Source organism: Acetobacter aceti NBRC 14818, from assembly GCF_000193495.2.
Classification (GTDB): Bacteria; Pseudomonadota; Alphaproteobacteria; order Acetobacterales; family Acetobacteraceae; genus Acetobacter; species Acetobacter aceti.
Genome location: NZ_AP023410.1, coordinates 759,418 through 773,399, shown reverse-complemented (window position 1 = coordinate 773,399; position 13,982 = coordinate 759,418). Strand labels below are relative to the sequence as shown.

Here is a 13,982-nt window from a genome sequence, read left to right as displayed (position 1 = left end):
GTAGGTTGGCGGCATCATGGACATGGCAGAAATGAACAGGGCGGCGGGGCTTGACCTCGCGCCGATCGACCTTGGTGGCGTTGTGCTGGATGCACCCGTCATTCTCGCGCCGATGGCAGGTGTGACAGACGTGCCGTTCCGCAGGCTCGCCCGCCGCTTTGGCGCGGGGCTGGTGGTCTCCGAGATGATCGCGTCCTGGGCGATGGTCCGCGAAAACGAAGCGACGCTTCGCATGGCCGAGGTCGCCGATGCCGCTGGCCCCAATTCCATCCAGCTGGCCGGGTGCGATCCTGACGCCATGGGGGAAGCGGCCCGCATCGCTGTCGGTAAGGGCGCCGACATCATCGACATCAATTTCGGCTGCCCGGTGAAGAAGGTCGCGGTTGGCCAGATGGCGGGCTCAGCCCTGATGCGTGACGAAGTCGCAGCGGGGCGTCTGCTTGAGGCCACGGTGAAAGCGGTCGATGTGCCGGTCACGCTGAAGATGCGTATGGGCTGGGATTATGATCATCTGAACGCGCCTAACCTTGCCCGTATCGCGCAGGAATGCGGCATCCGCATGATCACGGTTCACGGACGCACCCGGCAGCAGTTCTACAACGGCTCCGCTGACTGGGCTTTCGTCCGTCAGGTGAAGGAAGCTGTCCGTCTGCCGGTGATCGTTAACGGTGATATCGTCACAGTTGACGACGCACGACAGGCGCTTGCTCTTTCTGGCGCTGACGGCGTGATGATCGGACGCGGCGCGTATGGTCGTCCGTGGTTCCTCGGTCAGGTCGCGGAAGCGCTCCGTACAGGCGAAACGCCAGCGGACCCCGATCTTGAAACGGAACGCGCCGTTGTTCTGGAGCATTATGATTCGATGCTGCGCCATTTCGGTGAGCATCCCGGCCTGAGGCTCGCCCGCAAGCATGTCTCCTGGTATTCGGCAGGCCTGCCTGAATCGGCAGGATTCAGGGCTTCCGTAAACCGCATGGACACGGCAGCCGAAGTGATTGACGCGATCAATGCGTTCTATGACCGGCAGATCGCGGCGGGTGCTGTTCGTGCGCCACATCGCTCGCGTGGCGATGGCAATCACACGGGTGAAGCGAGGAGTGAGGCCGACACACTCCAGGCGGCATGAAGAACGTCTCGGGGCGAGACATTCAGCCGCAGCACAAATCATCGCGCATGGGGGGGCGTAACGGAGCCGAGGACCGGGTGCCGGACGCCACGCTTCTGCTGGAGACCTTGCCCACCCCGATCGTTCTTGTCGGTCAGCAGGATCATATTCTCTTCGTGAATTCGGAGGCTGAGAGCTTCTTCGCGCGCTCCCGTTCTCTGCTCAGGCAGGAAAAACTGTCTGATCTGCTGCCCGCCGATCACCCCCTGTTTCTTCTGCTTCATCAGGTTCGTCAGACCGGTAATACGGTCACCGAACATGGGGTGGTAATCAGTTCGCCACGCTTTCATTATGACGGTGTGACCGTGCAGGGAGCGGCTGTCGCCGAGTGCCCCGGTCAGGTGCTCCTACTGATTCAGAATGCGTCTTCGACCAAGGTTCTCGACCGTCAACTCGCCTTCCGTTCAGCCGCCCGCAGTGTGTCAGGCATGGCGGCCATTCTGGCGCATGAGGTGAAGAATCCGCTCTCAGGCATCCGTGGTGCGGCTCAGTTGCTGGAAAGTTCTGTCGCCGAGAACGACAAGGAACTGGCCGTTCTGATCCGGGACGAGGCCGATCGTATCCGGGCGCTGGTCGATCGCATGGAAATGTTCAGCGAAAATCCCGAAGGCCGTCGTCCGGTCAACATTCATCGGGTGCTGGAGCATGTGCGGGCGCTGGCTGAAAATGGCGTGGCGAAAGGCATCCCGATTGTCGAGCAGTATGACCCTTCGCTCCCGCCGGTCTGGGGCAATAGGGACGAACTCATTCAGGTTCTGCTCAATCTCATCAAGAATGCAGCGGAAGCCATTCTGGATACGGGTCAGCCGGGCCAGATCACGCTGATCACCGCCTATCGACAGGGGCTGCGTCTTGCCGTGCCGGGATCGGATCGGCGGCGTCATCTGCCGCTTCTGGTGACGGTCCGGGACACGGGGCCGGGAATTGCCGAGGCCATCCGTCCGCATCTGTTCGAGCCGTTTCTCACAACTAAAACCTCCGGTTCCGGCCTGGGGCTGGCGCTGGCGGGCAAGATCATCAACGACCACGGGGGAGTCATCGAAGTTGAAAGCCGGCCCGGATGCACGGAAGTGAGTCTGCATCTCCCCGTGGTCAGGGACGAGGCTAGTGGTATGTCGTGACGACCCTGAAAAGGTTGTCGCTTGTTTTCCTGTAAAATCCACGCATTATCGAGCGTGGCTTATCAAAGATGGTAAAAGACCCGCATGCCGTTGCCCACTATCCTTGTTGCTGACGATGATCGCTCGATCCGGACGGTTCTCAGTCAGGCTCTGGGCCGCGCCGGGTATCAGGTCCGCACAACGGCGAGTGCCGCGACCCTGTGGCAGTGGATTGAGGAAGGCGAAGGCGATCTGGTCATCACTGATGTGATGATGCCGGATGAAAACGGTCTGGATCTTGTGCCGCGCATCCGAAAGGCGCGTCCGGATCTGCGTATTCTTGTGATGAGCGCGCAGTCCACGCTGGTCACAGCCGTCAAGGCGACGCAGCGTGGGGCTTTCGAATATCTGCCAAAGCCCTTTGACCTGACAGAATTGCTTTCGGTCGTTGAGCGCGCCCTGAGCATGCCCCAACAGGCGCAGGGAATCGCCCTTACACAGCCAACTTCTGCTGCCGAGGAGCAGATGCCGCTGACGGGCCGTTCGGCGGCCATGCAGGACATCTACCGGATGATCGCGCGTCTCACGACGTCAGATCTCACGGTGATGATCACAGGCGAGAGCGGCACAGGCAAGGAGCTGGTTGCACGGGCGCTACATGATTACGGGCAGCGGCGGACAGGTCCTTTCGTGGCCGTGAATGTCGCGGCCATCCCGCGTGAGCAGATCGAAGCCGAACTCTTTGGGCAGGAGCGGAATGTCAACGGTCTCACCGGAACACGCTCTTCGGGACGCTTTGAACAGGCGGCAGGAGGAACGCTGTTTCTGGACGAGGTTGGGGATATGTCGCCTGAAGCGCAGACGCGGGTTCTGCGTGTTCTTCAGGAAGGCGAGTTCACGACGGCGGGCGGGCGGCAGCCCATCCGGTCCAATGTGCGGATTGTCGCTTCCACGCACCGCGACCTGCATCAGGCCATCAGGGAAGGGACGTTCCGGGAGGATCTTTTCTATCGCCTCAATGTGGTGCCGATCCGTATTCCGCCGTTACGGGAACGGACAGAGGACATTCCCCTGCTAGCCAGACATTTTCTCGGCCAGTGCAATGAGGAAGGGCAGGCGCCCAGAACCCTCACAGATGAGGCGATCATGCGTTTGCAGGCCTGGCGCTGGCCGGGGAATGTGCGTGAGCTTGAGAACCTGATGCGCCGGATCTCCGTGCTTTACCCGCATGATGTGATCAGCGGTGCGGTGATAGAGACGGAACTTTCGGAAGCCAGCAGGCAACGTCCATTGTCTGTGACCTCTCATGATGAGGAGGAAGAGCCTTTCTCCGTCGTCGTCGAGCGTCACTTGCGGAAATACTTCACGGCGGCGGAGGAGAACGGCGTGCCCCCCACAGCACTGCATGAACGGGTGATCGCCGAGATCGAACGTCCGCTGATCAGGCTGACACTGGATGCAACGCGAGGAAACCAGATCCGCGCCGCCGCCATGCTGGGCGTCAACAGAAATACCCTCCGCAAGCGTATCAGGGATCTGGAAATCCCCGTGACCAAAGGGTCTGCCGGTCGGGAGGCTCTCTGAGCAGTCATGCAACAGCAGAGCGCCGATATACTGGTGGAAAATCCGGCATGCTGAGACGTGCGCTGGAAATGCGGAGTGTGACCATCACGCTCGTCGCGCTGGCGCTTCTGCTGGTCTTCGCCATGTTCGTAGTGCTGTCCGGCGGAGGCGCACTGGCGCATCATCCGATCCTGCAGAACAGTATCTTCATTCTGGGAGGCGCTACGCTGTTGCTGCTGGCGGTGACGAGCGGCCTGTGGGTGCGGCGTCTCATCCATGAGCGTCAGCTTGCCGGAACCGCTGGCGCCCGGCTGCATGTCCGTCTGGTCGCCCTGTTCGGGCTGGTTGCGGTGGCACCCACGATCGTGGTGGGCATTTTCGCGACGATCTTCTTCGATTACGGCATCCAGATCTGGTTCTCGGACCGGGTCAATACGGCCCTGAATGAAGCCCTGCAGGCGTCGCGCGGCTATCTGACCGAGCATAACGCCAACATCCGCACGGAAGCCTTCTCGCTCTCCAACTTTCTGGTGAGCGCGGAGAACGAGCTTCAGAGCAATGGCACCGATCTGCTGCATGACCCTGAAACGCTCGGGCAGATGCTGGACAGTCAGGCGACCATCCGTGGCCTGACGGAAGCTGTGGTTTATGACCCGATCACTAACAAGGTGATCGCAGCGGGCGGCCTGCTCAGCCGCTCGGGTTATGACCAGCCGTTGCCGCCGCCTGCGGCCACAATGATGGCCCGCACCAATGATGTGGCGATCTATGACAGCCCCGATGAAAAAGTCGTGCGAGCTGTCGTGGCGCTCGGTGAAACCCCGGAGATGATGCTGGTCATCACGCGGCCGGTCGATCCGGAAATTCTCGGTCACATGCGCAAGACCGAGAAAGTGGTGTCGGATTACAAGCGTCTGGATCACAACCGGACGAAGATTCAGATCACGTTTGTGATCATCTTCGCATTGGTGGCGCTGCTTGTGATGCTCGCGGCGGCGCTGATGGGGCTGACGCTCGCCCGGCAGATTGCGCGCCCGCTTGGACTGCTCATGGATGCTTCACACCGCGTCAGTGAGGGGGATCTTTCCGTGCGTGTGCCGGAGGAGGGGCGCGACGACGAAATCCGCAGTCTGTCGCACGCCTTCAATCTCATGACGGATGAGCTTGCGAGCCAGCGTTCGCAGCTTATGGACGCCTATGAGCAAATCAATGAGCGACGGCGGTTCACCGAGGCCGTGCTTTCCGGCGTGTCAGCCGGTGTCATCGGGCTTGACGGACTGGCGCGTATCGAGCTGCCCAACCGTGTAGCATGTGACCTGCTGGACAAGGATCTGAACGAGTGTGTGGGTGAGCCTCTGGCGATTGTCGTGCCGGAGTTTGAACCCATTTTGAACGCACTTCAGTCGAGCGACGGACGCGTTCAGACGCAGGAAGTGCAGATCGGCGTGCCGGGCAGCCGACGGGTGCTCTTTGTCCGTGCAGCGGCGGAAATGCGGAACAATCTGGTGGCGGGCTATGTCGTCACCTTCGATGACATCACGGCGCTTCAGTCGGCCCAGCGTAAGGCGGCCTGGGCGGATGTCGCCCGACGGATTGCGCATGAAATCAAGAATCCGCTCACACCGATTCAGCTCGCCGCTGAACGGCTGAAACGGCGCTTCCTCCGCGAGATCACCTCTGATCCCGACACATTTCAGCAATGTGCGGATACAATTGTTCGTCAGGTGGGCGATATCGGACGGATGGTTGACGAGTTCTCGGCGTTTGCCAGAATGCCGCAGCCACGCATGGCGCAGGAAAACCTGTCCAGCATCATTCGGGACGCCCTGATCCTGCAGCAGGGGGCGCATCCGGAAATCCGCTATGATGTGCATCTGCTGCCGGGTGGAGGGCCGCTGATCTTCTGTGATCGACGGCAGATTGGCCAGACACTGACCAACCTGCTTCAGAACGCAGCGGACGCCATCGCCATGACGGGACGCACCCCTACGGCGGAATCTGAAAAAGGAGACGAGGCTGCCTCAGAAGTGACAGGTTCCATCGGTATGATCCGCGTTGACGTGACAGAGCAGGACGACAGGGTGCATATCGTAGTTACGGATGACGGAATCGGTCTGCCACGGCAGGATCGGGATCGCCTGACAGAGCCCTATGTCACGCACAAGCCCAAAGGGACTGGTCTGGGGCTGGCCATTGTCAAGAAAATCATGGAAGACCATGAAGGAACGATTGAGCTGAGGGACCGTCCGAATGCGGAAGGCACTGAAGCTACTCTGATTTTGCCGCTCAAGGCTGGAACACAGAAAGAGAACCATGGCGTATGAAGTCCTGATCGTCGACGACGAACCGGATATCCGCATGCTGATCGAGGGCATTCTTCACGATGAAGGATATGAGACCCGCGTCGCCGGAGACTCCGACTCTGCGCTGGCGGCCTTCAGAGCGCGCAGACCCTCTCTTGTGATTCAGGATATCTGGCTTCAGGGCTCGAAGCTGGACGGTCTTGAGATCCTCAAGACCATGCAGGCTGAAGATCCCAGCGTGCCGGTTGTGATGATTTCCGGACACGGCACCATCGAAACAGCCGTCGCCGCCCTTCAGCACGGTGCTTACGACTTTATCGAAAAACCGTTTCAGTCCGATCGTCTTCTCGTCATCGTCAGGCGCGCCATCGAGGCTTCCCGTCTGGAACGGGAGAACGCGGAACTACGGCTGCGTGCTGGCCCGGAGAGTACGCTGTTCGGTGACAGTGTGGCCATCTCCGCCGTGCGGTCGCAGATCGAACGGGTCGCCCCGACAGGCTCTCGCGTGCTCATTACCGGTGCGCCGGGCGCGGGCAAGGAAGTTGCAGCCCGGATGATTCACGCCCGGTCCCGGCGTGCGGAGGGGCCTTTCATTGCGCTGAACTGCGCAACACTCGCTCCAAGCCGCTTTGAGGAAGAGCTGTTCGGGCTGGAAGGCGTCGAGGGGATTCCCAGAAGAATTGGCGTGCTCGAGCGCGCCCACGGCGGCACGCTGCTGCTTGATGAAGTCTCCGACATGCCGATCGAGACGCAGGGCAAGATCGTGCGTGCGCTGCAGGATCAGAGCTTTGAGCGGATCGGTGGTTCGACGCGAATAAAGGTGGATATCCGGGTCATTTCATCCACTAATCGTGATCTTCAGGCGGAGATCGCTAACGGACGGTTCCGCGAGGATCTTTATTACCGTCTTGCTGTGGTGCCTTTGCGGATTCCGAGCCTGCGTGAGCGGCGGGAAGATATTCCCGAACTGGCGCGGCTGTTCCTGCGTCGGGCAGCCGAGACGGCAGGCCTTCCGGTGCCGGAACTCAGCGTGGACGCAATGGCGGCGTTGCAGGCCTATGACTGGCCCGGCAATGCCCGTGAGCTGCGCAATCTGATGGAACGTCTGCTGATCATGATGCCGGGGAACGGCAGTGATCCGATCCGCGCCGACATGCTGCCTGCATCCATCAGCGAGGGCGCGCCTGCTCTGCTGAAGTTCGATTCGAATGCAGATGTCATGAGCCTGCCGCTGCGTGAAGCGCGTGATCTTTTCGAAACGCAGTATCTTCAGGCCCAGCTTCTGCGTTTTGGTGGAAATATCAGCAGAACAGCAGGATTTGTGGGGATGGAACGCAGCGCCCTGCATCGGAAGCTCAAGCAGCTTGGCGTCACGGCGGAAGACCGCGCCGGGGTGTAATCCTGCTTGCTGAGAGCGGAGTTTTTTTCTCGCTGTTCCGTATGTTGACTTGCTGGGATGTGTCCAGAGGGCTGGACAGATCGTGGGGAAGCGGGCATGTCGCCTGCATTGATCACGGCATATTTGTCGGCAAAATCAATCTGGATGACAGGTCCGGTCTTTGAGCTTCACGTTTGTGAGCGTAATGACAGAGGTAAGCCTCGAATCATACCGGGCAACAAGAACAAATAAGAACAGGACTCCGATCGTGGCAAAGACACCGCCTCAGAACGTCCAGGACGTATTTCTCGGTCATGTCAGACGGGGGAAGGCTCCGGTTACGATCTTTCTCGTCAACGGCGTCAAACTTCAGGGCGTTATCTCCTGGTTTGACGACAGTGTGATCCTGCTTCGCAGGGACGGCCACACCCAGCTTGTCTACAAGCACGCCATCAGCACCGTCATGCCGCTTGCTCCGGTCAATATTGTCGAGACAACGTCCGGCAAGGCCGGTGTCACTGTTGAGACGAAAGCGGATCAGCACCATATTCTTCATGCGGAGAGCGACGAAACTCTTGTCGACGATACCTACTGAAACAGCCACGCCCGCCACACGGGCCGCCGTTATTCTGCCTTGGGAAAAGCCTGATCGCGATCAGGATGTCAGGGCGGCCGAAGCGCGACTGGATGAGGCCGTCGGCCTGACATCCTCCATCGGGCTGGTGGTTGTGCTGAAAGCCGTTCTGCTTCTCAGGGCGCGCCGACCTGCGACTCTGCTTGGAACGGGGCAGGTGGAATCCCTGCGCGAAGCCGTAGCTGAAAAAGAGATCAAGGTTGTCGTCATCGACGCCAAACTGTCTCCCGGTCAGCAGCGCAATCTTGAAAAAGCGCTCGGCTGCAAGGTGATCGACCGGACCGGTCTTATTCTGGATATCTTCGGCGCAAGAGCCGCCACGCGGGAAGGCAGTCTTCAGGTCGAACTGGCGCATCTGGAATATCAGAGATCGCGTCTTGTGCGGCTGTGGACCCATCTGGAACGTCAGCGCGGTGGTTTCGGCTTCCTTGGTGGTCCGGGTGAGACCCAGATCGAAGCTGACCGACGGATCATTGGAGATCGCATCGTTCGCCTCAAGCGCGAGCTGGAGCAAGTGCGCCGTACCCGCGGGCTGCATCGCAGTGCGCGCAAACGTGTGCCTTTCCCGGTTGTGGCGCTCGTAGGCTACACCAATGCTGGCAAATCGACGCTGTTCAATGCGCTGACTGGCGCATCGGTCTATGCGCAGGATCAGCTTTTCGCGACGCTCGACCCGACAATGCGGGCGATCCGGCTGCCGTCAGGACGACAGGTGATCCTGTCCGATACGGTGGGCTTTATCAGCGACCTGCCGACCGAACTGATCGCCGCGTTCCGCGCCACGCTGGAAGAAGTCGCCGAGGCCGACATCATCCTGCATGTGCGTGATATTGCCCATCCTGATACAGCAGCGCAGCGGTCTGACGTGCTTTCCGTGCTGTCTGGCATGGAGCGGGACGGGATGCTGGACCATGAGTGGCGTTCCCGCGTCATCGAAGTGCTCAACAAGGCAGATCTTCTGGGCGGCCCGGAGCAGGTGGAGCATCACGGCACAGCCGTGCCCATCTCAGCCATTACGGGAGACGGTCTGCCGGAGCTGATGGCAGCCATTGATGCCCACATGGTGCATGCGATGGAATTGCTGCGTTACAGCATCCCAGTGGAAGCTGGCGAGGCTCTGGCGTGGCTGTATCAGCACGGTGAGGTTGTCACGCGGGAAGACCATGAAACGCACATGGACGTTCTGGTGCGTCTGCGTGAGGCTGATCGAGCACGATTCGAAGGGCAGTTTGGCGATTTGGTCAAAAAAACAGACGTTTAAGGGAGAAGACGCTGTTTCTTCATCGTCATGCTTCTCAAAAGAGGAGTATGATGAAAGGAGGCAGCTCTTTTCCCGGTCGCATGTTTCTATACGGATGCGAAGCAAGGGGGAGCTGGCTTACAGTTGCTATTTGCGTAAAAGCACCAGATTTTTATTTTGGAGAGTAATTGTTGCACTTCTGAGAAGGGCAACCGCGCCACTTTCTGATAGGATCAGTAAAGTGGCGCGAGTGACGGGGCTCGAACCCGCGACCTCCGGCGTGACAGGCCGGCGCTCTAACCAACTGAGCTACACCCGCTTTTTTCAACGATGCCGCGTTCTGCGTCGTCGTTGAGCGGCTTTATAATGACGTTTTCAGGACTTGCAACCCCCCTTTCAAAAAAACTGTCATTTATTGGAAAATCAAAAGGTTGCCGGTCGGGATATGGCGGTCATCCTTGAGCTTTGGGGCGGCATTGTCCCGGAAAAGAAAAGAGGACTGATTCCTGACGCGATTCCGGCTCGTCGGAGCGATCATTAGGGGAGGCAGGAGTAGCGTCACGCTGTCAGAGAGGGCAAAAGACGCGGGATGAAACGCATCTTCTGCCTGATTGTCCTTCTGATGCCGCTGGCTGGCTGTGCGCGCTCCATCCCCACCTATTCCTGTCCGAACAGTTCTTTCGAGATGCTTCCGGTCCTGCCTGACACCGAGTTTCCGGTCGTACAGGTGCGGCTGAACGGACATGCTGCCGCCATGCTTGTGGACACGGGGGCAGGGCGTTCCGTGATCACGCCTCAGACAGCAGAAGAATTCGGGTTGTCTGAGACAGGCCAGAGCCTGACGATGCATGCTGTAGGCAGCGATGTGGCCGCTCCCATCGTGCGCGTCGTTACTCTCCAGCTTGGACGTCTGAAAGCAGTAGAGCCAACATTCCTGCTGGCGGCGATACCGGTCAGGTCCGTGGGCGGCCTGCCGGTGGCAGGTCTCTTCGGGACCGATTTCCTGAGTGGTTATGACGTGCTGTTTGACCTGCCCCATCACCGCATGGCGCTGATATCAGGAAACGCTTGCATTCCGGATAACGTGCCACCTGCTGACCGGATGGCTTTTCCGGCTGACCCGGCTGCCCGTGTCTTGCTGCCAATCAGACTGGATGATCGACCGCTGATGGCTGTTCTGGATAGCGGCTCAAATCGCACGACAATCCCGGTTTCGCTGGCTGGCGTGCAGAATGCGCTTCTGGAAAAGGATGAAAATGTCGGCACACGGGGGCCGGATGGCCTGCATCTTGATGCCTGGCTTCATCGCTTCGGGACAATTCAGATCGGCACCGGCATTGATCGGGATATCGAGTTGGCGATAGCGCCGATACGGACGCCCTATGCGCTGCTGGGAGCGGATTTCCTGAGGCATCGGATCGTACTGATCTCCTACCGTCGCGGCATGGCCTATCTCCTTGCGGAAAATCCGATCACACCTTGAGTCGATGATACAAAAAAGGCATCGCGCTTTGCAACGATGCCCTTCTTTATGTGTCCTGTGAGGACAGAATATGTCTTCAGACGTGATCAGGCGGCCGGTTCGGCCTGCAACGCGACGGCAACGCCGTGCACGGTCGCGGCAATGCGTACGGACGTCTGGACCTGCTCGCTGGTCAGGCCACCTTCACGCACAGCCTGCTCGTGGCTCTTTACGCACATCTCGCAGCCATTGATGGCGGAAACGGCGAGGGACCAGAGCTCAAAGTCCACCTTGTCCACACCCGGTCGGGCGATCACGCTCATACGAAGCTTGGCGGGCATCTGGGTGTAGTCACCACCCATCATGTGGGTGAAGCGGTAGTAGATGTTGTTCATGCCCATGATGGCGGCGGCGGCCTTGGCAGCGTTCAGGGCTTCCGGGCTCAGCTTCGCGCCAAATTCTGCGATGATGGCCTGGGTCAGTTCCTCATTGCGGGAAGCGATGGCGGTGGCGACGAAGGTGCCGGCAAGCTGCTGCTCGTTCAGCGTGATGTCGGAAGCAAGGCTGCTGAGATTGAGACGCAGGTCTTTTGCGTAATCGGGCAGGCGCTCTTTCAGGGCTTCAATCGACATGGTGCTTCACTCTAATTTCAGGGGAGGCAGGACAGAGTCCCGATAGATTGACTGGAAAACAGTTGGAAAGAACGCTGCGGGGCAGGCGAGGCACACCCCGCAGCGTTCTGACTTTCGGAAGGATCAGACCTTCAGGAAGTCATCGCCCTTTTTCCAGTTGCACGGGCACAGCTCGTCGCTCTGGAGACCATCGAGAACGCGCAGGACTTCCTGCGGGTTACGACCGACCGACAGGTCGTTGACGGACACATGACGGATGATGCCGTGCGGGTCGACGACGAACGTGGCGCGCAGGGCGACGCCCGGACCGGCAGCGATCACGCCGAGGGATTCGGACAGCTCGCGCTTGATGTCGGACAGCATCGGGATCTCAAGCTTCTTGAGGTCCTCGTGGTGCAGACGCCAGTTCAGGTGAACGAACTCGCTGTCGATGGACACGCCGTAAACGACGGCATCACGATCTGCGAAGTCCTTGGCCAGCTTGCCGAACGCCACGATCTCGGTCGGGCAGACGAAGGTGAAGTCCTTCGGCCAGAAGAACACGATCTTCCACTTGCCGGCATCGGTTGTGTCGGAAATCTGAACGAACTTGCCATCCAGACCGGCTGGGCCACCCGGAACGGAAGTCAGGTCAAAGGAAGGAAACTTGTCGCCAACGGTCAGCATCGGAATGCTCCTTGCATATCTCGGTAACAGTGCAGTGCGTCGATATGGCGCGCCGCTGACCGTATCTATGGCCATGGTGTGGCAATCATGCCAATGAATAATTTATCATAATACGATTGATGAAATCGATTGAGAGGAGCGTCGGCCATGATGATCCTGCCTTCTCCCCAGCAACTCCGTTATCTGCTGGCCCTGGCGGAGTTACGCCATTTCGGAAGAGCCGCTTCCGCCTGCGCTGTAACGCAGTCCACCCTGTCCGCCGGAATTCTGGCGCTGGAACGGCAACTTGACGCGAGTCTGCTGGACCGGGAAGTCGGCAAACGGGTGGTGTTTACGCTGCTCGGGGAAGAAGTCGTGCGGCGCGCCCGTGTGGCGCTGGAGCTTCTCGAAGGGATTGCACAGATCGCCCAAGCATCGCGTGAGCCGATGACGGGACCAGTCCGGCTGGGTGTGATCCCGACGATTGGCCCCTTCATCCTGCCGCGCCTGATTCCCCTTGTGCGAGAGTGGTTTCCCCAGATCAGGCTCATCATTACCGAAGACATGACGGAACGCCTGCTTGAAAAAATAGCGGTTGGACGGCTGGATGCGATGCTTCTTGCCATGCCGTGTCTGTGCGAGGGACTGGAAACGATCCCGCTCTGGAGAGACCCGTTTGTTCTGGCGTTGCCGCAACATCATGAACTGGCGAAACTTTCCTCCGTACCGCTTGAAATGCTTGGGAATGAGCGGATGGTGCTGCTGGAAGACGGTCACTGCCTGCGGGACCAGACGGTGGATGTCTGTCGTCAGGAGCGGAACTGGGCCGGGAACGAGCCTGAGTCGGCCCACACGGCTTCAGCCCTGCATACGCTGGTCCGCATGATCGGCGAGGATCTCGGGGTAGGGCTTCTGCCTGAACTGGCGGTGGCTTCAGGCATTCTCGAGGGAACGGGTGTGGTGGCACGTCCGGTGACGGGTGGACCGGCGTGGCGCACGATCGGGCTTGGCTGGCGGCAGAAGTCGCCGCGCACGGAGGATTTCCGGGTTCTGGCGCGGACATTGAAAAAGCTGGCTCCCAGCGGAACGGATGCCGTTTTTCTGGAAGAGGAACGATGATGTCCGGCTCAGACCTGAGCGCTGGTTACTCCAGCAGACTGTGAGGGGTTGATTGGGATTGTCTCAAAATATAGATAGTTAAATATACCTTTGTGGCCTCGGTATCCGTATGGCGAACACAGATAGTATGAGCAAAAGCGGAAACAATTTGGCTGCTAGCAACCCTTCGAAACGCCGTCCAAACAAGGATGAGCGCCAAGGGCTGAGAGTCGCTTCGATCAGCACTTTCATGTCTCGCTTTACACGCGCAAGGCTCAGCGTGGTGTGGAGCCGAATGACCGGCGCTATGACCGCGATCTGGAACGCAAGGTCAAATCCATGAAGGCGGTGGATCTGGATCGTCTTCTGCGTGATGGTGAAGATATTAATGGTCCTGACTGGGATTGATCTTGCCAGTGAGATCGACCCGTGCTCCTGCATCATGCTGACAGCCATTGGGGAGAGACGGAATCCTCTCTATTATTATGGTCTGAAAGCCGGGAACGAGGTCGAAATGATGAGACGGAACGGCTCTCTGCATTGACTTTTCCGCTTTGGCTGCGTATGTCGCAGCAACTTTTTCATGCGGACCCCGACCGCAGACGGATAGAAGAGACGAGTTATGAAGATCAGAAACAGCCTCAAGTCGGCAAAAGTCCGCGACAAGGACTGCCGCGTTGTGCGTCGTCGCGGTCGCGTCTACGTCATCAATAAGAAGAACCCGCGCATGAAGGCACGTCAGGGCTGATCCTTCGATCAACC

General features: G+C 59.2%; 13 protein-coding genes and 1 tRNA gene. 11 read left to right on the top strand and 3 right to left on the bottom strand.

What is annotated here, in order from left to right; genetic code table 11:
• The first annotated feature begins 16 nt into the window (after positions 1-16).
• The 7 genes from dusB (at position 17) to hflX (ending at position 9,404) form a co-directional block, all read left to right on the top strand.
• A complete protein-coding gene (gene dusB / locus EMQ_RS03560; protein WP_010665934.1) occupies positions 17-1,126 on the top strand; it encodes a tRNA dihydrouridine synthase DusB in 1,110 nt (369 codons plus the stop codon).
• Positions 1,127-1,173: 47 nt separating this feature from the next.
• A complete protein-coding gene (locus EMQ_RS03555) occupies positions 1,174-2,286 on the top strand; it encodes a two-component system sensor histidine kinase NtrB (RefSeq protein ID WP_026200235.1) in 1,113 nt (370 codons plus the stop codon).
• 84 nt (positions 2,287-2,370) lie between these two features.
• Positions 2,371-3,849 carry a nitrogen regulation protein NR(I) gene (gene ntrC, locus EMQ_RS03550; protein WP_010665932.1) on the top strand — a complete coding sequence of 493 codons (1,479 nt, stop codon included), beginning with the start codon at positions 2,371-2,373 and terminating at the stop codon, positions 3,847-3,849.
• Between the two features lie 47 nt (positions 3,850-3,896).
• Complete coding sequence (locus EMQ_RS03545) at positions 3,897-6,152, top strand: sensor histidine kinase NtrY-like (protein WP_010665931.1); 2,256 nt, start codon at positions 3,897-3,899, stop codon at positions 6,150-6,152.
• Positions 6,142-7,530: a nitrogen assimilation response regulator NtrX gene (gene ntrX, locus EMQ_RS03540; protein ID WP_010665930.1), complete on the top strand. Its 1,389-nt coding sequence runs from the start codon at positions 6,142-6,144 to the stop codon at positions 7,528-7,530. Before EMQ_RS03545 ends, ntrX begins: the two co-directional genes overlap by 11 nt.
• Before the next feature lie 247 nt (positions 7,531-7,777).
• Positions 7,778-8,104 (top strand): RNA chaperone Hfq, encoded by a 327-nt coding sequence (gene hfq / locus EMQ_RS03535; RefSeq protein WP_010665929.1) that lies wholly within the window; start codon positions 7,778-7,780, stop codon positions 8,102-8,104.
• On the top strand, positions 8,064-9,404 hold the full coding sequence (hflX, locus tag EMQ_RS03530) for a GTPase HflX (RefSeq protein ID WP_048874205.1): 1,341 nt from the start codon (positions 8,064-8,066) through the stop codon (positions 9,402-9,404). The genes hfq and hflX overlap by 41 nt, the downstream gene beginning before the upstream one ends.
• Positions 9,405-9,625: 221 nt before the next feature.
• Here the strand turns inward: hflX and EMQ_RS03525 are convergent.
• A tRNA-Asp gene (locus tag EMQ_RS03525) sits at positions 9,626-9,702 on the bottom strand.
• Positions 9,703-9,972: 270 nt separating this feature from the next.
• Here EMQ_RS03525 and EMQ_RS03520 point away from each other — a divergent pair.
• A complete protein-coding gene (locus EMQ_RS03520; protein WP_010667398.1) occupies positions 9,973-10,866 on the top strand; it encodes a retropepsin-like aspartic protease in 894 nt (297 codons plus the stop codon).
• A gap of 86 nt (positions 10,867-10,952) precedes the next feature.
• Here the strand turns inward: EMQ_RS03520 and EMQ_RS03515 are convergent, their stop codons facing one another.
• Both EMQ_RS03515 and EMQ_RS03510 read right to left on the bottom strand, forming a co-directional pair.
• Positions 10,953-11,477 (bottom strand): carboxymuconolactone decarboxylase family protein, encoded by a 525-nt coding sequence (locus EMQ_RS03515; RefSeq protein WP_010667397.1) that lies wholly within the window; start codon positions 11,475-11,477, stop codon positions 10,953-10,955.
• A 123-nt stretch (positions 11,478-11,600) separates the two neighbouring features.
• Positions 11,601-12,143, bottom strand: coding sequence for a peroxiredoxin (locus tag EMQ_RS03510; protein WP_010667396.1), 543 nt, complete (start codon positions 12,141-12,143; stop codon positions 11,601-11,603).
• 147 nt (positions 12,144-12,290) lie between these two features.
• Between EMQ_RS03510 and EMQ_RS03505 the strand changes: the two genes are divergently transcribed.
• The 3 genes from EMQ_RS03505 (at position 12,291) to ykgO (ending at position 13,968) form a co-directional block, all read left to right on the top strand.
• The gene (locus EMQ_RS03505) at positions 12,291-13,241 is read left to right on the top strand and encodes a hydrogen peroxide-inducible genes activator (protein ID WP_010667395.1); all 951 of its coding nucleotides are present in this window, start codon (positions 12,291-12,293) and stop codon (positions 13,239-13,241) included.
• Positions 13,242-13,505: 264 nt separating this feature from the next.
• On the top strand, positions 13,506-13,628 hold the full coding sequence (locus EMQ_RS17300; RefSeq protein ID WP_010667394.1) for a hypothetical protein: 123 nt from the start codon (positions 13,506-13,508) through the stop codon (positions 13,626-13,628).
• A gap of 214 nt (positions 13,629-13,842) precedes the next feature.
• A complete protein-coding gene (gene ykgO / locus EMQ_RS03500; protein WP_003625637.1) occupies positions 13,843-13,968 on the top strand; it encodes a type B 50S ribosomal protein L36 in 126 nt (41 codons plus the stop codon).
• The last annotated feature ends 14 nt before the right edge of the window (positions 13,969-13,982 follow it).